The sequence below is a fragment of the Qipengyuania psychrotolerans genome (genome assembly GCF_019711355.1).
Taxonomy (GTDB): Bacteria; Pseudomonadota; Alphaproteobacteria; order Sphingomonadales; family Sphingomonadaceae; genus Qipengyuania; species Qipengyuania psychrotolerans.
Map to the genome: position 1 here is coordinate 1,904,924 of NZ_CP081297.1, position 24,649 is coordinate 1,929,572.

Consider the following 24,649-nt stretch of genomic DNA (forward strand, 5'->3'; position numbering starts at 1 on the left):
TCCCGAAGAAGTCACATAGAGAAGCCGCGGATCGAAAGGTCCGCGGCTTTTTCTTTGCCTGAAGCCATTGTGCCGCGGCTGGCACCATGCCCGTTGTTCAAGACCGCAACGCCGAAGACTGGTGCATGCTCTCAGAAGGCGCCATCAAGCATACCACCCACGCTTCGGTATCCTGCCGACGCTCTTCAGGGCAGTAAGCTCAGGAGGCCGCGCGTCGCGCACCGTTCGGTGGCCGCAAGGCCTCTCCACACTACCTTAGCCCCCCTCACCATTCGGACTGTCATGTCTGCACACACACGGGCAGCCGCTCCTGCAAGCGCAAAGCCCGACCAATCCTGTCGTACGCTCCCGAGGCCGGGCGCAAAAAAAGGGGCCGGACGATCGCTCGTCCAGCCCCTTCTGTGTGTATTTGCTATGCTAAGCCTGGATCAAAGACCACCCGGGCCGCAATCGTTCTTCAGGAAGTCCAGCATCTTGGTGTAAAACAGCTCCTGGTGATCGTACATCAGCGTGTTGGAGAAGTGATCGGCACCTTCAAGCGTCAGATACTGCGCATTGGTCTTGCCGGCCTTTTCCATGGCCTTCTTGTAGTCTTCGTAGTGATAATACATCACACGGCGATCAACATCACCATGTACCATCAGAAGCGGGATATTGGTCTTTTCCGCTGTCTTGACGGGATCTACGCCGATCGTACCGCGACGCTTCGACCAATCATCGAATGCCTGCGGGCTGTACGGGCTGCGGGTCTCTTTGTACCAGCGTTCCGAGTTGGCAACCGCTGCACCGGCAATCGCGCACTGATAGATATTCTCATCACGCTGCGCAGCAACCAGCGCGGCGTAACCGCCATACGACCAGCCAAACATTGCCATACGGTCAGGATCAACCAGACCCTGCTGGACAAGGTACATCGCACCATCGTCCTTATCGTCCTGCATCTTTCCGCCATGTTCGCCATAACCGGCATCGAAGTGCTCTTTCCCCCAACCCGTCGAGATACGGTACTGAGGCTGGAGGACCATGTAGCCAGCATTCGCAAGCAGCTGGCCCCATTCGTCGAAACCGACGACTTCATTCACGTGCGGTCCGCCGTGCGGCATGACCACCAGCGGAAACGGTCCCTCGCCCTTGGGCTTGGTGACGTAGGCCGGAATCGTCCGCCCGTCGCGCGATTTGTACTGGATGTATTCGACGTCACTCAGTTCGTTCGGCGTGAGAAGCGGATTGCGGCTGCCCAATTTGGACATCCGGCCGTCCTTGACCAGCCAGTATGAACCCGGATCACGCGGACCTGAGTTGCTCACAATCATGGTCTTCCCGTCGTCCGACCGACTTGTAATCGACACTTGGTGAGCATTTGGAATGCTGGCTTCGAGGGTCTGGTGAAGTGCCAATTCCGTCTCGTCGAACCATGCGCGTTCGTACTTCTCTCCCGGGAAAACTGCTGCCACGAGACTGGTATTCCCCGAACGCGCCATCGAATGACGCTGAAGTCCGATGATGTCGGCATTCTCGTTGGAATAGAGCTTTGCGCCTAGCTTGCCGGTATTGAAGTCGAATTCGTAAAGACCGGCCTTGTCCTCACCATTTGTCGTGATGAAGTAACCCTTGGTGGGATCTTCGGCGTTGAAGCCCTGGAAGCCCTGGAAACCGCTGTAGACGGTATAGATATTCTCGTGCTCATCCAGATCATATGTCTGATCCATCTGAGTCCAGTCGCCGTCGTTGGCACCGCGGTAGTAGAAGCGCAGCTCTTTCGTCGCCTGGTCGATCGACGAGGTGAAGCGCGGATTACCGTCGTCATCAAAGATAGCACTCGGATATTTCTCGCTGCCCTTGTAGACGAGCGCTCTTGTTCCGCTTTCAACGTTGAATTTGTAATAGGCGCGCGGACGAATGAATTCGAGGGGATCGACGCCCGTTCCGCCATCATTACGGCGAGCCTGTGAAATCAGCACGTGATCGGGATCGTTGGGCAACCTGTTGACGATGTCATAATTGCCGTCTGCCTCGGTGAACTTGTTCTTCTCGAGGTTGTAGACATAGACCTTGTAGCCGCGAACATCCTGCTCTTGGTACTTCACCGACTTGCGGATGACCTTCCAGGTGGTGCCGATGATCTGATTATCGCTGATCCACGAGGCGGACACGATTTCCATCGGATCGGCGGCAAGCCGCTTGAAGGGCTTGGACATGTCTTCCACTTTATAGATGTCGAGGAAGTTGTCACCGAGCTTGCTGTCCCTGCTCACCACCAAGACGTGTTTGCCATCGGGAGAAACCTGGACCGAGCTCACCACATCGCGAAGTGCCCAAGCTTCGATCGGGACCGTCGGCATTCCGGTGGTGTTCTGCTGCGCCGATGCAGCTACCGGCCCAAGGGGCGCAGACAAAACGACTGCAGCTGCGGCCATCATACTAAACTTCAGACTATTCATAAGACTCTTCTCACAAGACCTGTTCAACCCCTTGAACGAAAATGGGCGGCCCAGCACATTCGCACCGAGCCGCCCAAACTTATAGTTCAGTAAAACTGAACAGCGTTAGAACGCGTAGTTGATCGACGCGAAGAATTCACGACCGTTATAGTCGTAACCAGCACCAAGCACGGTATTCGAAATATCCGTGATGCCGGATGCAAACGGGCTGACCTGCGGCGGCGCAGTATCAAAGACGTTGCTTACGCCAAGGATGATTTCCATCTGCTCAGCACGGTAGCTGATCGATGCCGTGTGCAGGAACTGTTCGTCAGCGAAGCCGACCGGGCGACAGAACACGCCGTCGCCTGGGACGATGCCGTCTTGGACACCGAACGCATCACGCGAACCGCCACCGAGACAGGTGCTGCCGGTCTGGCCGATGAATTCACCTGCTTCGTTATAACCGAAGACGTCCGAGAATTCGTCGATCAGGTCAGGATCCTGGTCGAAGCCGCCGATGTAGCGAGTGTTCCACGAGAAGCGGAATTCGTCGATGCCAGCAGTGAAGGTCGCACGACCGGTCCACTTCTGGAGACCCACTTCGCCCCGGTCTTCGTCGCTGACGAAGTTGCCCGTGGTATCATCGATGAACAGCGAACTCCGCTCAAGGAGATGGTTGGCACGGACATTCAGTCCGAAGTCCACCAGTGTGCCGAACAGCGGCACTTCCTTGCCCAGACGACCGTTGAAGTCGAAGCCGCGGACGCTTTCTTCGTTCAGGTTAATGAAGCCTGCGAAAACGTCAGAGATCAGCTGCGAACCGGTGGTCGATGCGGTGATACGATCACAGAAAGTGCTGCGTTGCGGATCTTCCCGCGTGTAGCAATCGCTGACGATGAAACCGAGCGAAGGCGAAATGATCGAGTCCTTCACCTTGATATCGTAGTAGTTCGCGCCCAGCGCGAAGTCCCAACCTTCACCAAAGGTTTCTTCGAACGCGAAACCAGCTGTGATCGAGCGTGAGGTTTCCGGATCGATGTCAAGCGCACCACCGCGGCTGACTTCGACGCTGGCGACCTGGATCGGCGACAGCGCTGCACCCGTGGTCGGATCGATCTGCAAACCGACTGTGGTCGGATCACGGCCTTCGCGGATACAGTTGTCGAGGATACGCTGATCGCGCGTTTCGTTGGTCGGATCGTACGTGCCGGTGTCAGCATCGAACGCCTGATCAGGCACGGCGCACGGATCGGTAACCGAGTTGAAGCCCGACTGCGAACCGAGGAAGTTCTCGCGCAGGTTCGGTGCACGGAACGAAGTACCGTAGCTGAACTTGAGCAAGAGAGCGTCGATCGGACGCCAGCCAGCCTTGATCGAGTAGGTGAAGTTGGTTCCGTAGAACTCTTCATCCGTTACACGGCCCGACAGGTTCAGGTTCAGTTCGCGAACCCAAGGCTTGTCGGCCTGCAGCGGAATGTCGATTTCGCCGAAGGCTTCCTTGATTTCCTTGCTTCCGACTGCACCGCTATCCGCGAAGAAGCCGAAGAAGAGACCGTTGGATGCGACATCACTTGCGACCGAGTTGATCTCGTCACGGCGATATTCGACACCAAGCACAGCGCCAACCGGGCCTGCGGGAAGGTCAAACAAGTCACCCGTTACGAACGCGTTCCAGACGATCTGTTCGTAAGTCGTGTCGAACGAGCGATCACCGAACACGTAATCACGCTCGGCCTGCGTGGCGAAATTGCCCTGCGCCGAGCCAAGAACGCTCGGTGCGAACAGGTTCACAGGAACACAGCCCTGCGTGAGATCGGCGAGCGCCGCGTTCGGATTTGCAAGTGCCGATGCATCACAAGGCGTGATAGCCGGAAGACCACCAGTTACCTGTGCGATGAACGAGTTACCGATAGTCACACCGGAGTTGTAGTCGTCGGCAATACCGTCACCGTTATTGTCGATGATGCCGTCGCCGTCGAAGTCCATCGTCGGGTCGATACCCAGAGCGAAGGCAAGCTTGTCTTCGCGGATACCGCGGACGTTCGAACGACCTTCAGCAAACGAATAGACGAACGAAGTTTCGAACGACCAGCTCGGTGCGATGAAGGGAAGGTCCCCGCGCAGACCGAATACGCCGCGATACTGCTCCTGCGTAACATCGGTGTTGTTACGGTCGCCTTCGATGGCGAACACCGGACGGGCCGAAATCGGACCGAAACCAAATAGGCCGGAACCAGGAAGCGAGGCTTCGGTGTCGGAACGACAGTCGATGCCCGAGACGTCCGTATTACACGGGTTGAACTGGTTGTTATCCGGTACGTACGGGAAGATCTGGGCGAAGAATTCGTTCTCGCCGAACACTTCTGCACGTGTGTACATCGCTTCAAAGAACGGCGTCAGATTTGCCGCACCCGGGAAGGTGTACTCACCGTAAGCGAGGATGTTGTAACGCTTCTGCTGGCTGAGGAACGTCTGCTCGGGATTGGCCCCGTTCAGGTTGTAATCGTTCAGGAAGTCGAGGTCGCGAACGCCATCGCCATCCGCATCGATCGGGCCACCGAAGAACGATTCCGAGAAGCCCGGAATACCGGAGTTACCGACCTGGCCGCCATAGACGGTCTCGTCGTAATAGATCGAACCAATATTGGTGAACGGAACGATGATGCGGCCATTGAAGCCGTCCTGGATACATTCGCTCGTAGAAGTCGTGATCAGGCCATCCGAATCGGCAAGCGCACCTGCCTGCTGGTCGATCGTGAGGCGGCGAATTTCACCAGTATTGGTGATGTCGAGGTTGGTATCGCAACCGCGGAAGAAATCACGGTCGCTCAGGCGGACGCTGTCACGGAAGTCATATTCCGCGCCGATGCCGAAGAAACCACGGTCGGTGTTGAAGCCCCATGCTGCGCCGACTGTGTAGTCATCGCCGCCGCCCTGCGGGTTGATGTTGCCGAATGCAGTCAGCTCAAGACCGTCGAAATCCTTCTTGAGGATGACGTTACCGACACCGGCAACTGCGTCCGAACCGTAAACCGACGAAGCACCGTCGAGAAGCAGGTCGTAGCGCTCGATCAGCGTGCTCGGGAGCAGGTTGAGCGAAGGAGCGGTAGGCGCACCTTCAACACCTGCGGGCGCGAGACGGCGACCGTTGATGAGGAGAAGTGTACGGTCAGCGCCGAGACCGCGAAGGTCCAGCGTGGTCGAACCCGGACCGTTGTCGAGCACGAAGCCCTGGAACGTTGCGTCGATCTGGACACCGGCAGCACTTTCAGAGCGCTGAAGGATCGAAGTCGGATCGAAGAGGCCGGCTTCCTGCTCAGCTTCGGTAGTCAGAACCTGAAGCGGCGAGATCGAGCTGTAAGTGTCGCGCTTGATACGCGAACCGGTAACAACGATGGCACCGGGTGCTTGCTCACCGCTAGCGCCCGTGCTGCTTACATCAACGACGTCGCCGGCGCTGGCGTCATTGTTGGTTACGCCGTCAGGACCGTCAGACTGAACGACACATTCGCCGTTAACGTCTTCCTGGCCTTCAGGACAGTCAGCGTCCTGCGCAAATACCTGGCTACCAGACACAAGCGCAATGGCCGACGCCGACAGGGCGAGACCCTTAATTGTTTTTGTATGAATTTTTCGCATTGAATACTCCAGTCGCGACAACCGGAACTGCGCCTACCATCACCGGACGACGAAAAGGACGCACCCCTAGCGGCGTCCGGTTCGTCATTATTTGTCCGGGTGGAAAGACCCCCAGTCCCAACTGCGAGGGGTTCTGCGTTAACGGTCCTGCAGTGTCAAAGCGGTTTGGCGGTTTTGGAGCGTCTGTTGCGTAAATCCCACATTAATCTGGACCAGCGCGGGATCCGCGCATTCCTATGCGTAACTATCAGTTAATGAGGGCGTGAAATCTAGAACTATCTTTCGCGAAGCCCGGCGCCGATTTTCTGGCTCACGAGAATTCGGGCGAATCGCTTGGTATTTGACAAACCGATGACGGGCGGCACGGCAAAGGCCGAGCCGCCCGGCAAAGCATTATTCGACCTTCATTTCCAAAGCGCCGTCGCCCTCGTCGATCTTCACGTGGGAGCCATCGGGCACCTTGCCTTGCAGGATCATGTCAGCCAGCGGGTCCTGAACATAACGCTGCACTGCCCGCTTCAGCGGCCGCGCACCGTAGACTGGGTCATAGCCCACACGCCCGAGCCATTTCTTCGCGCCTTCCGTGAGATCGATCACGATCTTGCGGTCCTTGAGCAGCTTCTGGACCCGCGCCACCTGGATTTCGACGATCGGTGCCATGTGTTCCATTCCCAGACGGTGGAACAGGATGATCTCGTCCAGCCGGTTGAGGAATTCGGGACGGAAATGTCCGCGCACCACGTCCATCACCTGCGGTTCGACATCTTCCACCTTCTGATCGTCGGTCATGCTGGCAAGGTACTGGCTGCCGAGGTTGGAGGTAAGGATGATCAGCGTGTTGCTGAAGTCCACGACCCTGCCCTGCCCGTCGGTCAGACGGCCATCGTCGAGCACTTGCAGCAGCACGTTGAAGACATCGCTGTGGGCTTTCTCGACTTCGTCAAACAGCACCACCTGATAGGGCCTGCGCCGGACAGCCTCGGTCAAGACGCCGCCTTCTTCATAGCCGACATAGCCGGGAGGCGCGCCAATCAGACGGGCGACCGCGTGCTTTTCCATGAATTCGCTCATGTCGATGCGCACCATTGCGGTATCGTCGTCGAACAGGAACCCGGCGAGCGCCTTGGTCAGTTCCGTCTTGCCGACGCCGGTGGGGCCGAGGAACAGGAAGCTGCCGAGCGGTCGGCCCGGATCCTGGAGCCCGGCACGCGCGCGGCGCACGGCCTTGGAAACCGCATCGATGGCCTGACTTTGGCCGATCACCCGCTTCGAAAGGATGCTTTCCATCTCGAGCAGCTTTTCGCGCTCACCCTCCATCATCTTGTCGACGGGGATACCGGTCCAGCGGCTGACGACACCGGCGATGTCGTCTTCCGTGACCTCTTCCCTCAGCAGGGCATTTTCCGTGTGCGGTGTCGCTTCGGCGAGTTTCTTCTCGAGTTCGGGTATCTTGCCGTAGGAAAGCTCACCAGCCTTTGCCAAGTCGCCTGCGCGCTGCGCCTGCTCCAGTTCAAGGCGGGCGTGGTCGAGTTCTTCCTTGATCCGTGCTTCGGCATGGATTTTGTCGCGCTCGTTCTGCCAGCGCGTGGTCAACTCGCTCGATTGCTGTTCGAGCTCGGCCAGTTCCTTGCGCAAGGTTTCGAGCCGGTCCTTGGACGCGGTGTCGCTTTCCTTCTGCAGGGCCTGTTCTTCGATGCGCAGCTGGATGATCCGGCGGTCGAGACCTTCGATCTCTTCCGGTTTGCTCTCCACCTCCATGCGGATGCGTGATGCTGCCTCGTCCATCAGGTCGATTGCCTTGTCGGGCAGGAAGCGGTTCTGGATATACCGGTTGGACAGCTGCGCCGCGGCGACAATCGCGCCATCAGTGATGCGCACGCCGTGGTGCAATTCGTACTTGTCCTTGATGCCGCGCAGGATGGAAATCGTGTCCTCCACGCTGGGCTCGTCAATATAAACCGACTGGAAGCGGCGTTGCAGCGCCGGGTCTTTCTCGACGTACTTCTGGTATTCGTCGAGCGTGGTTGCGCCGATGCAGTGCAGCTCTCCGCGGCTGAGCGCAGGCTTGAGGAGATTGGACGCATCCATGCTGCCTTCGCTGGCACCAGCACCAATCAGAGTGTGCATTTCGTCGATAAACAGGATGATCTGGCCTTCGGCGCCCTTCACCTCGTCGAGGACGGCCTTGAGACGTTCTTCGAACTCGCCGCGGTACTTCGCGCCGGCAATCAGGGAGCCCATGTCGAGCGACATGAGCGTGCGGCCCTTGAGGCTGTCAGGCACATCGCCGTTGGCAATGCGCAGGGCGAGACCTTCGGCAATCGCGGTCTTGCCGGTGCCGGGTTCGCCGATGAGGGCGGGATTGTTCTTGGTGCGGCGGGCCAGGATCTGGATGGTACGGCGAATTTCCTCGTCGCGTCCGATGACCGGATCGAGCTTGCCGTCGCGTGCCGCCTGCGTCAGGTCGCGGGCATACTTCTTCATCGCGTCATAGGCGTTTTCGGCGCCGGAACTGTCGGCCGTGCGGCCGCCGGTGACTTCCTGGATCGCGGCCTCGAGAGACTTGGCATCGACGCCCGCCGATGTGAGCGCCTTGCCGGCATCATTGTCTGCCATCGCGAGTGCCTGAAGCACGCGCTGGACGGGCACGAAGCTGTCGCCGGCTTTCTCTGCCAGCTGCTCTGCCTTGTCGAGCGCGCGGACCGCGTCATTGTCGAGACCCGGAGTTTGCTGCGCGCCGCCGCCCGAAACTGCGGGGATCTTGGCCAACGCATTGTCGACCTCGGTAATCGCAACACCCGGATTTCCTCCGGCCCGCTGGATCAGCTGTGCGGCCATGCCCTGCTCGTCGTCGAGCAGCGCCTTGAGCAGGTGCGACGAAGTGATCCGCTGGTGATTCATCCGGATCGCAACGGTCTGCGCGGCCTGGAGAAAACCCTTCGCGCGGTCAGTGAATTTTTCGAGATTCATTGCTTGCCCTCATCAAGAATTGCCGCACCCATATGGTGTTGCCCAATTACAACACAAGCCCTCACCCACAACAATCAGGAGGTGTGTTAGTCAAATATAGGGGTAGGTTCTCGAATGGCGAGGGGGAATACGTAATTTATCCTGTTGCCTGACTTTCGAGCCCGGGCACCATTACCGTGCGGTCGCCGCCGAAATCTTCTCGCACCACGATCAGGCCCTGCTTTTCCAGGTGATCGAGCAGGCGGCGGATGCGGCCTGGCGAACTGGTGCCATAGGCCCGCGCCAGTGCACTTTCGTCGACCTGCGTTTCCCCGGTATGCGAGGCTTTGGCGATCACGAGGAAGGGTGCGAGAAGATCATCGTCCACCGCGCTGGCAAGCTGCATGATCCGCTTCTGCAATTCCTCATCCAGCGTATCCAGGCCCGAACCTGCAATGGCGAACCGGCGGCGGAACGCCTGCATATCGGGCATCGGTCCGATCAATCGTTCGCGGCGGCAGCGGGTCAGGAATGTCTGGTACTGCGCGCTGGACGACTGGAAAGCGATACCTTCCTCCGCGGACAATTCCGTAATCAGTTCCGCAATCCGCGATGCTACCGTGGTGGTGTCGGCCCGCTCCGCAGGAGCTTCGACCTGGCGCTCCTCGGCGCGAGCGATCGTTTCCGCAATCTCGTCCACGCGCGGAGCAGGAGGCGCAGGCGGAGGAGGCACGGCCTCGCGCGCCTCGCTGGCGAGGTTTTTCGTCAGCAGTTCCGCCATGTCCTCAGGCGCTGTCTCCGGCATCGCCATCAGCCCTTCGGCGCGCGCTTTCAGGCCGGTTTTCACAGGTCCGATCTTCACCGCTAGCGGCAACCGCGTGATGGCAGGACCGAGGGCGAGAAAATGCCCGCGCTCCAGTTCGCGGATGCGCTCTGCGGACCTGCGTTCCATTCCGAGAAGATCAGCGGCACGGATCATGTCGATATCGAGGAAAGTCCTGCCCATCAGGAAGTTGGACGCTTCTGCCGCGACATTCTTGGCCAGCTTCGCCAGCCGCTGGGTCGCCACCACGCCTGCCAGCCCACGCTTGCGCCCGCGGCACATAAGATTGGTCATGGCCGAAAGGGTCATGCGGCGCGTGTCTTCGGCGATTTCGCCCGCCACTGCAGGCGCGAACATCTGCGCTTCATCCACCACGACGAGCACGGGATACCAATGCTCGCGCGGGGAATCGAACAACGCGGTGAGGAACTGGGCGGCGCAGCGGATCTGCTGTTCGACCTCCAGCCCGTCGAGGTCGAGCACCACGCTCGCCCGGTGTTCGCGGATGCGGCGGGCCAGCGCTTCGATCTCTGCTGGCGAATAGGCAGAGCCATCAATCACCACATGGCCAAATTCGTCCGCCAGCGAGGGAAAGTCGCCTTCCGGGTCGATCACCACCTGCTGGACCAGGCCTGCGCTTTCTTCGAGCAGGCGGCGCAGAAGGTGCGACTTACCGCTGCCCGAATTGCCTTGCACCAATAGGCGCGTGGCAAGGAGCTCCTCGATGTCGAAGAGCACCTCCTTTCCGGAGGTTTCATGGCCGATGGTGATGTTGGCTGTCACACGCACATGGCTAGACAGCCGAATCCACTAAGCGGAATAGCTGGACCAAGGTTTTGCCCAGACCGGTTGCTCCACTCGTCGCACAACGCTAGGTCGTCCGGTGAGAGAGGACTGAATTTCATGATCAAATGGGTCGGGCGTATTGGATTCGCCCTGTTGCTTGTCGTGCTGGTGGCGGGAATCGCCTTGGCAACGTGGGAACCCTTCTGGGCAAAGCGCGAAAATGTCGCGCAGTCCGATCGAATTTACACCGCCGAAATCATCCGTGACGAATTTGGCGTCCCGCATATTTACGGCAAGACCGACGCCGACGTCGCTTACGGCGTCGCCATTGCGCATTCCGAAGACGATTTCTCTACCCTCCAGGATGTCATCGCCATGGCGCAGGGCCGTTATGGCGCGATTGCCGGACAGGACGGCGCGGCGGTTGATTACGTCTACCACCTGCTCGATGCGCGCGGCACGGCAGAGCGGCAATATCCCGACCTGCCGGAAGACACCCGCGCGCTGTTCGAAGCCTATGCAACCGGCCTCAACGAATATGCTGCTGCAAACCCGGGCGAGTTGAAGCTTGCCAATCTCTTCCCGGTCGAGGGCACGGATGTGGCGGCAGGTTTTTCCCTGCGCCAACCGTTTTTCTTCGGCCTCAACAGCGTGATCGAGCCGCTTGTATCCGGCGAGGCCCTGCGCCCGGAATACGGGCCGGACATCCCCGGCTTCCCGCGCACCGTCGATCCTGTTCAGGCCAGTAACGATGCCGAACGCGTCGCCATGTCGCCGCTTGGCCAGGACAGCGGAATGAACGGCTCCAACGCCTTCGCCGTCTCGCCAGCCAAATCGGGCGGCCCCACCACATTGGTTTCGAACGCCCACCAGCCCTGGCGCGGCGGCGTCGCCTGGTACGAGCTGGTCGTCGAAAGCGAGGAAGGCTGGCACTATGCCGGGGCCAACTTCCCCGGTTCGCCCTTCCCGTTCCTTGGCCACAACCGCGATCTTGGCTGGACGAACACCGTCAACACTCCGGACATGGTCGACGTATACGAACTGGAACTGGACGACACCGGCGAGCGGTACATGCTCGACGGTGAGTGGCGCGATCTGGAAAAGAAGAGCGTCACCCTTCCCGTGCGCTTCGGTCCGCTGGTCCTTCCCATCAGCCGTGATATCTATCGCAGCGTCCACGGACCGGTGATCAAGAACGATAACGGTGCCTTTGCCTTCCGGTATGGCGGCATCGACAATCTGGGCCAGCTCGATGCTTACTACAGGCTCAACAAGGCCAGCACCCTGGAAGAATGGGAAAGCATCCTTGCGCGGATGGATATCCCCTCGACCAACTTCATCTACGCGGACAAGACCGGTAATATTGCCTACGTCTACAATGCCGCCATTCCCGATCGCCCCGAAGGCCCGAACTGGCGCGCGGTTCTGCCCGGCAATGACAGCGCGCTCGTCTGGAAAGGTCCGGTCGATTACGAGGAACTGCCGCGATATGTGAACCCCGCCTCGGGCTGGATCTACAATGCCAACAATGCGCCTTATACTGCGGCGGGCACGGGCAGCGACTTGTCGCCGGACGCCTTCGCACCCGAACTGGGCGTCGAACTCAAGCAGACCAACCGCTCGCGCCGGGCATGGAAACTGATGAGCGAAGCGGAAACCATCGACCGCGCTACACTCGAAGCGATCAAATACGATACCGGCTACGCCCGCGATGGCTATGTCGGCGATCTGTGGGACGACCTCGAAGCATTGGACCTTTCGGACGATGCGCAATTGTCCAAGGCGCGTGACCTGCTCATGGAATGGGACTTTACCGCCGACAATATCGGGCGCGCGGACAGCCTTGCGCTTTTGATGATCCGCGAGTTCATGTCCTCGTCCTACCAGAACAAGCCTCGCCCCGATGTGCGGGAAGAATTGCGAGGTCATGTCGATCACCTCATGCAGCATTTCGGGCGGATCGACCCGCCCATGGGCGAACTGCTCAGGCTGCGCCAAGGTGACGTAGACCTCCCGCTCGACGGTGGGTCAGACACGCTGCGCGCTTCCACCTTGTGGGATGTCGACGAGGATGGCCGCCTGTCAGTGCGCCACGGCGACAGCTTCATCCAATGGGTGGAATGGAATGCAGGCGAACGCGTCGTGTCCCAGTCCATCCAGCCATTCGGTGCGGCCACCACGCGGCCGCGTTCGCCGCACTACAGCGATCAATCTACGCTGTTCGTCCAGCACCGCTTGAAGCCGGTTCATTTCTGGCGTGAAGATGTGCTCGCCAATGCAACCAGCCGAAAGACGGTGACGAACCGCCGATAATTTTCTAGGCCGACTACCTGTTTTCTAGGGGACCAAGACTATGAAACGCCTGATTTCCACCAGCATTATCGCGCTCGCCGTTTCGGCCTGCTCGACCTATTCGGAAGCGCCGATGGACGCGGCCATCGCAGATGCCGCAGTCACGGACGAAGCCGCCGCGTTTGAACCTGCGCCGCTTTCGCAGCTGGTTGCCGAAGTCGACCTGCCGTATGACAAATTCGTGCTCGACAACGGGCTCACTGTCATCGTGCACGAAGACCGCAAGGCCCCGCTGGTCGGCGTCTCCGTGTGGTATGATGTCGGCTCCAAGCACGAACCCAAGGGCAAGACCGGCTTTGCCCACCTGTTCGAGCATCTTATGTTCAACGGCACGGAAAATGCCCCGGCTGACTGGTTCGAATATATCCAGCAGATGGGCGGTACCGATACCAACGGCACCACCAATCCCGACCGCACGAATTATTTCCAGACAGTTCCCACCGGCGCGCTGGACCGTGTGCTGATGCTGGAAAGCGACCGCATGGGGCACCTGCTCGATGCGGTGACGCAGGAGAAGCTCGATAACCAACGCGGCGTTGTCCAGAATGAAAAGCGCCAGGGCGACAACAACCCCTTCGGCCTGCTGCGTTACGAAATCTTCGAAAACCTGTTCCCCAAGGGGCACCGTTACCATCACTCGACCATCGGCTCGATGGGCGATCTCGATGCAGCATCGATGGACGATGTCCGCAGCTGGTTCACAGACCACTATGGTCCGAACAATGCGGTCCTCGTGCTGGCCGGCGATCTCGATACCGCCACCGCCCGCGCAAAGGTCGAGAAGTGGTTCGGCGACATTGCCCGCGGACCCGAGGTCAATCACCCGGCGATCACCGTTCCCACCCTGGCAGAATCCAAGACCAAGACGGTAACCGACCAAATCTCGACCACACGCCTTTACCGTATGTGGACCGTACCCGGTTCGAACTCGGCGGAATCGGTACCGATGAACTTGGCGTCATCCGTGCTGGGCGGCCTGTCCAGCTCGCGCCTCGATAACGCTCTCGTGCGCGAAGACCCTGTCGCGGTTTCGGTGAGCAGCTTCAACTTCACCATGGAAGATGCAGGCGTCTTCATCGTCCAGGCGGATGTGAAGCCGGGTGTCGATCCGGAAGAAGTCGCAGCCAAGCTGGACGCGCAGATCGCTGACTTCCTCGCCACCGGTCCCACGGCCGATGAACTGGAGCGCGCCAAGGTTTCCACCATGGCTAGCGTTATTCGCGGCCTCGAATCTGTCGGCGGCTTCGGCGGCAAGGCTCCGCAGCTGGCCTCCGGCGAGCTGTTCATGAACGATGCCGGCTATGTCGAACGCCAGCTTTCCCAGATGGCCGCCGCAACGCCCGACCAGGTCGGCGCGCTGGCACGCAAGTGGCTTTCTCGTCCGGTCTTCAATCTCGTCTATAACCCCGGCGAACGCACCGAAGGCGGCGAAAATCGCGGCGGAGCGATAACGGGGCCGGATTCCCTGGCCGATATCGCGCAGGCAAATTACTGTGCCAAAGAAAGCTGCGACCTGTCGGGCATTGCCACGACCATGCAGGCCGACCGCGATACCCTGCCCCCGCTCGAGCCGCTGACCGGCCTCGACTTCCCCGATATCGAACGCGCTACGCTTTCGAATGGGATGCAGGTGTATTTCGCACATCGCGATGCCGTGCCGACCGTTTCGGTACGCGTCGAATTCGATGCTGGCCGCGCGGCTGAGAATGCCGACACACTCGGCACCCAGCGACTGCTGCTCAGCACGATGGGTGAAGGGACGCAGCGCCTCGATTCAACGGAATACGCCATCGCTCAGGAGCGCCTGGGTGCTTCGGTCTACAATGGTTTCGACGCGGATTTCACGAACTTCTCGCTGGCTGCACTGGCGCCAAACCTGGCACCTTCGCTGGAACTCCTGGCCGAGACAATCCGCCAGCCCGGCCTGCGCGCAAACGTGATCGAGCGTGAACGGTCACAGCTTCTCAACGCGCTTTCGTCGGAGTTGAAGGATCCCAACTCGATCGCTGACCGCACGGCACGCCAGCTGATATTCGGTTCGCATCCGTACGGGCTTCCGTCCTCCGGTCTGGGTTCCAGTGCACGGCTGGAAAGCCTTACCGCCGATGATCTTCGCATGTTCCACGACAAATGGCTGCGGCCTGACAATGCCCGCATCTTCGTGGTCGGCGACACGTCGCTGGCCGAAGTCACCGCGCTGCTCGAAGCGAGCTTCGGCGATTGGCAGGCTCCGGCAACGGCCAAGCCGCAGCGGAATTACGACGTTGCAATCCCGGCACCCGATCAGCGCATCGTCCTGGTCAACCGTCCGAACTCGCCGCAATCGGTGATTTACGGCGCACAAGTTCTCGACGTGCGCGGCCGTGATCAGGACATCACGCTCCTGTCTGCTTCGAACGAGGCATTGGGCGGTGGTTTCCTCGCACGGATCAACATGAACCTGCGCGAAGAAAAAGGCTGGTCCTACGGTGCAGGCAGCGGCGTCGGAAATGCTTTCGACCGCGTATACTACGGCGTCCGCGCACCGGTACAGTCCGACCGGACCGGTGATTCCATCGCCGAGATCCGCCGCGAGATTACCGACTTCACCGACAATCGCGGCGTCCAGCCGAACGAGCTTGAGCGGATCGTCAATTCCAACATGCGCGAGCTGCCCGGCCAGTTCGAGACTGCAGGCGACGTGCTCGGCGGACTCGTCAATATCGTTCGCTTCAACCGTCCGGACAATTACTACGAAACCCGCGCTGAATTGTTCAGCAAGCTCACTGCAGCAGAGCTTGATGCCGAAGCTCGCCGGAACCTCGACGAGGGTAACATCGTCTATGTAGTAGTGGGCGATGCCGAAGTTGTTGAGCCGCAGCTGGAAAGCCTTGGCCTCAAGGTCGAGGTGATCGAACCGCAAGAATGAGCTTGTTGACATCGGTGTAAGTAATGCCGATGTCTGCACCACTGTTTCCGGTCCGCATCAGCGGTCCAAATCGTTTAGGAGAATATGCATGTCCGTAGCCGGTACTTATGAAACCGTCGTCAAAAGCCCCATGGGTGACCAGAAGGGCACTTTCACTGTCGTACCTGGTGACGATGGCAACACCTTCACCGGCTCGATGGCCGGCGGCATGGGCGGAATGGACGTCAAGGATGGCAAGATCAACGGCAACGAGCTGACCTGGGCCATGGACATGACCGTCCCCATGCCGATGACGCTCAACTGCAAGGCTACCGTCGACGGCGACCAGCTGACCGGTACCGTTAACGCCGGTGCATTCGGTGACATGGCGCTGACTGGCCAACGCCAGGGCTAAGCCCGCAGGTCAGACCTGAAAAAACGAGGGCCGCCGGATCGCTTCCGGCGGCCCTTTTTCGTGCAGGCCTGCATCGGCATTCGCCACAAATGGCTGCGCGCCACTTTTTCGCCATCATTGGCAGTACGTTGGTTCTGATAATAAAAGTCCGGGTCGATTCGCTATCAACGATTTTGCTCCCATTGCGGGGCTTAGGGGAGATTTGCATGACTTTTGGACTGAAGCATTTCGTCGCCGGTACCGCGCTGGCCGCCATGACGGCAGTTCCGGTTCTGGCCGAGAAAGCCAGCGAGCTTACCTATATCAACGGGTCTTACGGTCGCGACGCCGAAACCCAGCTGCGCGAACGCGGCTTCGCGCATATCTCCACCCACAAGAACGAGATGGGCTACGTCTACAGTTACTGGTGGGACGAGGCCGATGACAAATGCGTCAATGTCGAAGTCTACGACGGCAGGGTCGAAAGCATAACCGATGCGAGCGATCAGGACTGCGGCCATCACAAGGGCGATGCCGGAGCAGCCGTTGCCGCTGTTGCTGGCGCCGCAATCCTAGGTGCCTTGCTTAGCCACAAGTCGCATCATCACGACGACAACAAGCACCATGACGACCGCGAAGCCGACGCCCAGTACGAGCGCGGTTACAAGGACGGCCTCCACAACGCATCCTACCATAATTACGATCGTTCGAACGCCTATTCGAGCGGGTATGAGGCTGGGGTGAGGGAACGCAACGCCAATCTGAGTCACCACCAGGGACATGGCGGTTACCGCCAGACAGCGCAGTTCAAGGATTTGAACGGCGCACGCGCAGCAGGTGGCATGAGCCAACTTGAGAACCGCGGCTTCCGCCAAGTCGATAATTTCACCAGCGGCAATACCCGCTATTCGATCCAGTGGCGTCCCCAGTCGCGCCAATGCGTTCAGGTGACCATCGCCGACGGTCGGTTCTACGACATCCGCGACATCGGCCAGCATCCGAATTGCCGCTGAGCGAGGGGGACGAGCGATGAAACTCAAGGTAATCGTGGCGGGCGCTTCGGCGCTCGCCCTTGCCGCTTGCGGCGAAAACTCGGCCGAGCCTCAAGCAGCACCTGCTGAAGAGCTTGCCGTGATCCCGGAAAGCCTCGCACCATTCGGCGATGGCTATCCCAATGCGGGAGATCCGTGCCGCAACCTTGGCGAGAGCGCGGCGACATCAAACTACCTTGACGACAGCGCCATGCTCGTCGGCTGCCCAAGCGAAGCCTCGGCCGAGGCGCTCGGCGGCAACATCGTGGGCAATGTTGATGGCGTCCGCCTCGTCAGTATGCCGATGGGCGATGCCAACGCTGGGATGGGCGACGCGATGGGCGAAAACGGGCCGGTAGCGGCTTCCACGCAAGCCGCAGACCCCGCCCAGGTTCCAATCCGCGGCGCGAACAGTCTCGAGACGCGCTGCGCCGATAAGGTGGCCAGCACGGTCGGAGCGCCCGTCCTGGGGACCAACCGCATCGAGGAAAGCGAAGCGGCCATCGGGATCTACGTGAATGTGCAAGGCGCGGAAGCACCTTGGCGCTGCCTCGCCTATCGCGACGGTACCATCGGAGAGGTCATGTATACCGGGAGCGAAGGCGCGCTCTGACACGATTGAGAAGGAGTATCCTGCATGAGGATTGCCATAATCACTTCCGCCCTTGTCCTGACCCTCACGGCGTGCGGCGATGGCGCGGCAACCGACGAGATGGAACCCGCCGAGACGGTCGGTGACGTGGAGGATGACGCGGCCTCCACCGCGCAAACCGGAGATGCGGATACTCCCGCTTACGGCGAAGGCGACGCCAAGGTCGCCGGGACCGACTACAACGCAACGACCATCCTTAATTGCGGATTCGACAACGCCCCGCCGACCCAGAGCTGCGAGGCCGGCGTCAAACGGAACTGGGGCGAGGACGGCACGCATCTCGTCGAAGTAACCAAACCGGATGGAACCAAGCGTGCCATTTTCTTCAATGGCACCGAACCCTATGGCGCGGACAGCGCCCAGGCTGACGGCTCGGCGGGCTGGGATTTCACTTCCAGCCGCGATGGCGACCGGGTGACGATCAAGTTCGGGCCGGAAACCTATGTTCTGGTCGATGCTCTCATAACCGGTGGATGATCCTGTAATGCAAGCCTATCTGGCTCCGGCTCGTGTGAGCGCTGCCATGCTCAAGGTTTTTCCTTGCCTGGCTGCGGTCGCCCTGACCGCCCTCCCCGGCGACATCGCGGCCCAAGACACGCCCGCCGCACCTGCTTGGGATTTTGTCGAATTCGAGGTGAAAAGCTGGGGCGGAACAAGATCGTCATGGCGCATTCTTCCCAATGGCGGGGGAAGCTGGACCGTAGCAGTCGCCGAAGCGGGCCAGTCGCCTGCCATGCCAGCCGCGCAGGAATGGCATGAGATCGAGCCCGAAGTTGCGAATTATGCGCAGCTTGAAGCCATACTCGGCAAGCTCCCCGACCCTGCGCCCGATCATCAGGACTGCTCGAATTTCATGACCGATGCAGCATATGGGACGCTACGCCTGACCAAAGGCGCCACGACTACGGAAATCGCGTGGAATTCAGGGTGCTTCGACGATGACTATGTCGCCTTCATGGGAGTGTTGCGAGAAGCGGACCAACACATGCAGACCTTGGGCAAGTCTGCACCGGTCAGCCGGATCGAACCTGCCGCCGCTAACTGAACCGGATCAGCGCTTCCAGAGCCAGTAGAGGATGCTGGCATTGATCGCTGGAGCAAGGATTACGGCCCCCGGTCCCGCAAGACCCATCCTATCCGCCAGGATGTTCCACGGCAGGCCCAATGGCATCAGGAACACGCCGGAGAGCGGGTCCTGCTCCTGCCCGAACCAGCCGAAAGTGCCGACAGCAAGCAGGAAGAGCGCTGCGGCGTAAAGCGCCATGAAAATGATGAAAACCCACTTCATGCAGGGCAGGCTACAGCGTAGCGGGCGAAACGCAAAGGGCCGCCGGATCGTTACCGGCGGCCCTTCTTGTTGGTCTTGATGGACAAGTGTCAGTCGACGATATCCATTTCTTCGATCAGGCCATTTGCGCCATCAACCTTGTCCATCACCCACAGCATGTAACGGGTGTCGACATGGATCGTGCGGGTCGTGCGCGGATCGAAATCCCAGTCCGAATTGACGCTTTCGAACGTGCCATCGAACAGCAGGCCGACCAGCTCAGCGCGCGCGTTGAGCGTCGCCGAGCCGCTGTTGCCGCCGGTGCTGTCGAGATCGGTCAGGAAGTTGACCGGAACCGAGCCGATGCTGTCGAGCGCGTATGAGCCGTAGTCTTTTTCACGGATCTGCTGCAGCTGCTTAGCAGGAGCATTGAACGGATCTTCGCCGGTGTCCTTTTCAAGGATACCTTCCAGTGTCGTGAACGGCAGGTACGCCATCCCGTCCTTGGGCGAACCGCCCATCACCTTGCCATAGGTCACGCGTAGCGTGGAATTGGCATCGGGATAGGTCAGCATACCCTGCGACTGCTGCCACTGCATGATCGCCTGCATATAAGCGGGACGCAGCGCCTGGGCACGGCCAGCCCGCTCTTCGCCTTCCGCTTCAAGTCCGCGCTCGTATTCGTAGAGCGCAACCGCCAGCTGCATGAACGGATCGTCGCTCGCTTCGAGTTGCTCGGGCGTTGCTTCCATCAGCGCCAGACGCGTGTCGACATCATCAAGCGTGGTGCCGGCATAATAGCCGTCCAGCTTGGCTGACAAAGCGTCCGCACCAAGGTTGGCGTTCAGCCCGAGCGCATTATCGAATACGGCAACGCGGTTCCCGGCGGGTTCCTTCAGGTAGGTATCGAGGAACAGCAGCCACTGCGCCTTGTCGACCGATGCCTCGTAGCGGCGATCGATAGCCTGCATCCCCTGACGGAAGAACGTCATGTCGCGGTCCTGGTAACCGGGTTCGCGCTGGGCGTTGGGCTTCTGGCGTTCGTGCGAGAGGCGGTACAGGCGCTGGGCGGTCGACAGCAATGTCGGACGCGTTGCGAAATTGTACCAGAATGCCTTGCGGTCTGCCTCGGCACTTTCCTCGGACAATGCCTGGAGCCCGGCGATGGCTTCACCGTAACCGGCCCGGTCCTTATCAGCGGCGATCCACACGCCGAGCGCTTGTTCACGTTCGCGGCGACGATCTACGAGGCCAACGCGGCGGGCGCCTTCAAGCTGGCCGCGCGTGTTCTTCTCGAAGTTGTTCAGTCCGGCTAGCAGCGATTCATACTTCACGCGGGCATCCGAACCTTCAGGCGCCGCTTCCTCGACGGTGTCGATCCATTCGTTCACCAGCTTGACGTAAGTCGGGTAGGACCACGAGAAGGTGTTCTCCACTTCTGCCAGCGTCGCATAGCGCTGCGTGGAACCCGGATACCCTGCCGCCATGACGAAATCGCCATCGTCGAGACCGGCGGCGCTCACCTTAAGGTGATGGTCGGGCGCGTAGGGCACGTTTTCAGCGGCAAAGTCGGCTGCCGACCCATCGGGGGCGACATAGGCGCGGTAAAACGCGAAATCGCCGGTGTGGCGCGGCCACATCCAGTTATCGATATCGCCGCCATATTTGCCGATCGAATCTGCCGGAGCATAGACAAGACGCACATCGCGCACTTCGAGGCGCTTGATCAGCGTGTATTCGGCGCCGCCATAGAAGCTGGCGACCTGACAGCGGAAGCCCGCCTCTTCTTCGCATTCCGCAGTGATATCTTTCATGCGCTGCTCGAGCGTGTCGTAACGTTCGGTCGGCGACATTGTATCGACGCCGCTGCGCATCCGCTCGGTCACGTCGGTAATCTCGGTCGTCACATAGATGCGCGATCCGGGTGCTGCGGGCAGTTCATCGCCCTTGGCCTGCGCGAGGAAGCCATTTTCCAGATAGTTGTTTTCCGCAGTCGAGTTGAACTGCACCGAACCGCGAGCACAGTGATGGTTGGTGACAACCAGACCTGCCGGCGACACGAAGCTTGCCGAACATCCGCCGAGCGACACGATGGCGCCCATCGGGAACCCGGTCAGATCGGTCAGTGCTTCAGGATCGATTTCGAGACCCGTTTCCTTCAGGTCTTCGGCGATGGCGGGCAGCTGGCCCGGGGTAAACATCCCCTCCTTCGCGGCGAGCGGCGCAGTTGCGACGCAGGCCAGCAAAGCGGCGACTACAGGAGTCTTACGCATTGATTTTCAGTCCTCTTCCGTGTGCGCGCGACCGGGCGCACCAACGTCAGCGGGCTAGGGGCTGAGACCGCAGCACGCAAGCGCGCGCTCGGTCAGCGACATATCTTCCCGACAAACGCCGGTTGGCGGTCAGGACAGGTGGCCGCGCAGTGCCTGATAGGCCGCCGCAGCGACGGTATTTGCGAGGTTTAGCGAACGGACCTTGTCCGACCGCATCGGCAAGGCGACCAATTGCGCCTCGTGCGCTTCCACAATGGCGGCAGGCAGGCCCTTGGTCTCTCGCCCGAACACAAGATATGCGTCAGGCGGGTAATCTGGTTCATAGAAGCTGGACTTGGCATATTCCTCGAACAGGAACATCTGGTCACCGCGCGGAACGCGTGCTTCGAGGAACGCCTCCCAGCTGGCAAATTCAGCGAGCCGGATGTGCTGCCAATAGTCGAGGCCGGAGCGCTTCACCCTCTTGTCCGACAGGTCGAAACCAAGCGGATGGATCAGGATCAGTTCAAGGTCGAGCGCGACGCAGGTGCGCCCCACTGCGCCCGTATTTCCCGGGATTTCCGGATGGACCAGGACGATAGAGGTCATCGCCCTGTTATCCGTCCAGCTTGTCCTTCAAAATCTGGTTGACCACCGCCGGGTTCGCCTTGCCCTGCATCGCCTTCATGGTCTGTCCCACGAAGAAGCCGAACAGCTTGTCCTTGCCGCCGCGGTATTCCTCGACCTTGTCGCTATTCGCCGCGATGATCGCGTCGATTGCGGTTTCGATGGCACCCGTGTCGCTGACCTGCTTGAGGCCCTTTTCATCGGCAATCTTTTCCGGATCGCCGCCATCGCGCAGCACGATTTCGTAGATTTCCTTGGCCTGGCCGCCGGAAATCTCGCCCTTGCCCTGCATGGCGAGGATCTTGGCCTGCGCCTGTGCGGTGGCATTTGCCGGATCGGCTTCGTCGCCGAGTGACTTCATGACGCCGGGAGCGACCGAAAGCGCCCAGTTGGCAACCTGCGTTGCAACATCGGCTTCGGGTTTGCCGACTTGAGTGGCCGTCTCTGCCAGCAGCGTTTCAAACCGCCCGAAGGTTTCGACTTCCGCGGTCAGTTCGCGCGCATTGTAAGGCGTGAGGCCCAGCTCGTTCTCGTAGCGCGTGCGCTTGGCATCGGGCAATTCGGGCAGGCTGGCGCGGCATTCGTCGAGGAAACTGTCTTCCAGTTCCAGCGGCAGCAGGTCCGGATCGGGGAAATAGCGATAATCATGCGCATCTTCCTTGCTGCGCATGGACCGCGTTTCGTTGCGGTCGGGATCGTAGAGCCGCGTTTCCTGCACGACCGCTCCACCATCCTCGATCAGGTCGACCTGGCGGCGCGCTTCCTGCTCGATAACGGCCATCACGAAGCGGACCGAGTTCACGTTCTTGGTTTCAGTGCGTGTGCCCAGTTCGGTATCGCCCACCTTGCGCACCGAAACATTGACGTCGGCGCGCATGGAACCCTGTTCCATATTGCCGTCGCACGATCCGACATAACGCAGGATCGAGCGCAGTTTGCGCACATAGGCCCCGGCTTCGGCGGGCGAGGTCATGTCCGGCATGGACACGATTTCCATCAGCGCAATGCCCACACGGTTCAAATCGACATAGGACATCGTGGGATGCTGGTCGTGCATCAGCTTGCCCGCGTCCTGTTCGACGTGGATTCGTTCGATGCCAATGATCTTGTCTTCGGGAATGCCGGCCTTCTCGTCTGCCTCGATCAGCAGCTGCCCTTCGCCCACGATCGGGTGGTAGAGCTGGCTGATCTGATAGCCCTGCGGCAAATCGGCGTAGAAGTAGTTCTTCCGGTCGAACCGGCTGTATTTGTTGATCTGCGCTTCGATCGCCATGCCGGTGCGAACCGCCTGCCGGATGCATTCGCGGTTCGGCACAGGCAGCATGCCCGGCATCGCCGCATCGACAAGGCTGACCTGCGTATTCGGTTCTGCACCGAAGGACGTGCTTGCGCCTGAAAACAGTTTTGCGTTCGAAGTGACCTGTGCATGGACTTCGAGGCCGATTACGACCTCCCATTCGCCGGTCGCGCCCTGGATACGGTAGTTGCTCATGGCGCGCGGCATTATCGCCTTGTGTGGCTGATGAACAGGGGTCTCTTGCGCCTTTTCTCTTCAATGGTACGGGTCGAAGGCCTGATCATGCCAAACACCCAGCCCTCTCCCTATGACGACAGCTTCTACGCCGCGCAGGTGGAAGAATCGCTGGTGGCCGCGCGTGTCTATGCAAAGCGTCTGGCCGAGGTATTGAAACCGGCATCCATCCTCGACGTCGGCTGCGGCCGCGGCGCCTGGCTCAAGGCCTTTGGCGAGGCTGGCGCACAGAAGCTGGTGGGGCTCGACGGTGCTTGGAACGACGGCGCAATGATCGATTCGGCAATCGAGTTCAGGCCCAGCGATCTTGAAAAACTGAGCCGGGAGACCTGGCATGGAGAGCGGTTCGATCTGTCCATGTCGCTCGAAGTCGCAGAGCACCTGCCGCCCGAAACGTCAGCAGGCCTCGTGAACCTTTTATGCGCGGCAGCCGACGTGTTGATATTCGGTGCAGCGATCCCGCATCAGAGCGGCACACAGCACGTCAACCTGCGCCCGCAATCGGATTGGGCCCGAGACTTCGCGGCACAGGAATATTCGGCCTGGGATCTGTTCCGCCCGGCCCTTTGGGGCAGTGCAGAGGTGCCATACTGGTATCAGCAGAACACCTTCCTCTATGTCAGAAAGCACAATGCCCTGGAGGCCAAGCTGGCAGCGCGCGGTGTTCCCCGCATCGACCGTCTGGAGACGATGGACATGGTCCACCCGGACTTGCTGGCTGCTCATGCGCAGATGCCAGCGGGACCATCCGCAAGGCGCCTGGCCAAGATGGTCCTGCCAACCGGCCTGGTGAGCCGCCTCGTAAAGTAAGCCGATCAGCCGCCTGTTTGGTCGTCGGCGGAGTTGATGGCTTCCGGACCCTCGCTACGCTGCGAGCGAATGCTCACCCGAAGCGCAGGGCGTTCTTCTTCCTCGAAAGAAGCAAGGGGACCGTCGGGGCAGAACCTCGCCTCCCCATGTTCGACGTTCCGGGAAATCCAGACCGCGAGGAAACCGACCGCCAGAACGGCCAGGACGATTATCACCACGACCAAGC

General features: G+C 60.1%; 17 protein-coding genes. 8 read left to right on the forward strand and 9 right to left on the reverse strand.

All coding sequences use genetic code 11. The annotated features are described in order from the left end of the window. Positions 1–428: 428 nt before the first annotated feature. The 4 genes from K3166_RS09365 to K3166_RS09380 all read right to left on the reverse strand — a co-directional run bounded on the left by K3166_RS09365 (position 429) and on the right by K3166_RS09380 (position 10,617). Positions 429–2,420, reverse strand: coding sequence for an alpha/beta hydrolase family protein (locus tag K3166_RS09365; RefSeq protein ID WP_247714595.1), 1,992 nt, complete (start codon positions 2,418–2,420; stop codon positions 429–431). 126 nt (positions 2,421–2,546) lie between these two features. Further along, on the reverse strand, positions 2,547–6,062 hold the full coding sequence (locus tag K3166_RS09370; protein WP_221421995.1) for a TonB-dependent receptor domain-containing protein: 3,516 nt from the start codon (positions 6,060–6,062) through the stop codon (positions 2,547–2,549). 393 nt (positions 6,063–6,455) lie between these two features. Then, a complete protein-coding gene (clpB, locus tag K3166_RS09375) occupies positions 6,456–9,032 on the reverse strand; it encodes an ATP-dependent chaperone ClpB (protein ID WP_221421996.1) in 2,577 nt (858 codons plus the stop codon). Positions 9,033–9,168: 136 nt separating this feature from the next. Continuing rightward, positions 9,169–10,617: a helicase HerA domain-containing protein gene (locus K3166_RS09380; RefSeq protein WP_221421997.1), complete on the reverse strand. Its 1,449-nt coding sequence runs from the start codon at positions 10,615–10,617 to the stop codon at positions 9,169–9,171. A 120-nt stretch (positions 10,618–10,737) separates the two neighbouring features. Between K3166_RS09380 and K3166_RS09385 the strand changes: the two genes are divergently transcribed. From K3166_RS09385 to K3166_RS09415, 7 genes are all read left to right on the forward strand, one after another. After that, positions 10,738–12,933, forward strand: coding sequence for an acylase (locus K3166_RS09385; protein WP_221421998.1), 2,196 nt, complete (start codon positions 10,738–10,740; stop codon positions 12,931–12,933). 40 nt (positions 12,934–12,973) lie between these two features. After that, positions 12,974–15,880 carry a M16 family metallopeptidase gene (locus K3166_RS09390; protein ID WP_221421999.1) on the forward strand — a complete coding sequence of 969 codons (2,907 nt, stop codon included), beginning with the start codon at positions 12,974–12,976 and terminating at the stop codon, positions 15,878–15,880. 88 nt (positions 15,881–15,968) lie between these two features. Further along, positions 15,969–16,274, forward strand: a complete 306-nt coding sequence (locus K3166_RS09395) for a hypothetical protein (RefSeq protein ID WP_221422000.1) — start codon at positions 15,969–15,971, stop codon at positions 16,272–16,274. Positions 16,275–16,480: 206 nt separating this feature from the next. Continuing rightward, positions 16,481–17,266, forward strand: coding sequence for a hypothetical protein (locus K3166_RS09400; protein WP_221422001.1), 786 nt, complete (start codon positions 16,481–16,483; stop codon positions 17,264–17,266). A 16-nt stretch (positions 17,267–17,282) separates the two neighbouring features. After that, a complete protein-coding gene (locus K3166_RS09405; RefSeq protein WP_221422002.1) occupies positions 17,283–17,897 on the forward strand; it encodes a hypothetical protein in 615 nt (204 codons plus the stop codon). Between the two features lie 24 nt (positions 17,898–17,921). After that, complete coding sequence (locus K3166_RS09410) at positions 17,922–18,413, forward strand: hypothetical protein (RefSeq protein WP_247714596.1); 492 nt, start codon at positions 17,922–17,924, stop codon at positions 18,411–18,413. Positions 18,414–18,420: 7 nt separating this feature from the next. Continuing rightward, positions 18,421–18,981 (forward strand): hypothetical protein, encoded by a 561-nt coding sequence (locus K3166_RS09415; RefSeq protein WP_221422003.1) that lies wholly within the window; start codon positions 18,421–18,423, stop codon positions 18,979–18,981. A gap of 6 nt (positions 18,982–18,987) precedes the next feature. Here the strand turns inward: K3166_RS09415 and K3166_RS09420 are convergent, their stop codons facing one another. From K3166_RS09420 to gatB, 4 genes are all read right to left on the reverse strand, one after another. Next, positions 18,988–19,224, reverse strand: coding sequence for a hypothetical protein (locus K3166_RS09420; RefSeq protein ID WP_221422004.1), 237 nt, complete (start codon positions 19,222–19,224; stop codon positions 18,988–18,990). Positions 19,225–19,313: 89 nt separating this feature from the next. Beyond that, positions 19,314–21,476 (reverse strand): S46 family peptidase, encoded by a 2,163-nt coding sequence (locus K3166_RS09425; RefSeq protein ID WP_221422005.1) that lies wholly within the window; start codon positions 21,474–21,476, stop codon positions 19,314–19,316. A 129-nt stretch (positions 21,477–21,605) separates the two neighbouring features. Further along, the gene (locus K3166_RS09430) at positions 21,606–22,064 is read right to left on the reverse strand and encodes a tRNA (cytidine(34)-2'-O)-methyltransferase (protein WP_221422006.1); all 459 of its coding nucleotides are present in this window, start codon (positions 22,062–22,064) and stop codon (positions 21,606–21,608) included. 7 nt (positions 22,065–22,071) lie between these two features. Continuing rightward, the gene (gene gatB, locus K3166_RS09435) at positions 22,072–23,574 is read right to left on the reverse strand and encodes an Asp-tRNA(Asn)/Glu-tRNA(Gln) amidotransferase subunit GatB (protein ID WP_221422007.1); all 1,503 of its coding nucleotides are present in this window, start codon (positions 23,572–23,574) and stop codon (positions 22,072–22,074) included. Between the two features lie 63 nt (positions 23,575–23,637). On the opposite strand from gatB, the gene K3166_RS09440 reads away from it, so the two are divergent. Next, positions 23,638–24,423, forward strand: coding sequence for a class I SAM-dependent methyltransferase (locus K3166_RS09440; RefSeq protein ID WP_221422008.1), 786 nt, complete (start codon positions 23,638–23,640; stop codon positions 24,421–24,423). A 5-nt stretch (positions 24,424–24,428) separates the two neighbouring features. Here the strand turns inward: K3166_RS09440 and K3166_RS09445 are convergent, their stop codons facing one another. Then, positions 24,429–24,641, reverse strand: coding sequence for a hypothetical protein (locus K3166_RS09445; RefSeq protein ID WP_221422009.1), 213 nt, complete (start codon positions 24,639–24,641; stop codon positions 24,429–24,431). Positions 24,642–24,649 lie beyond the last annotated feature (8 nt).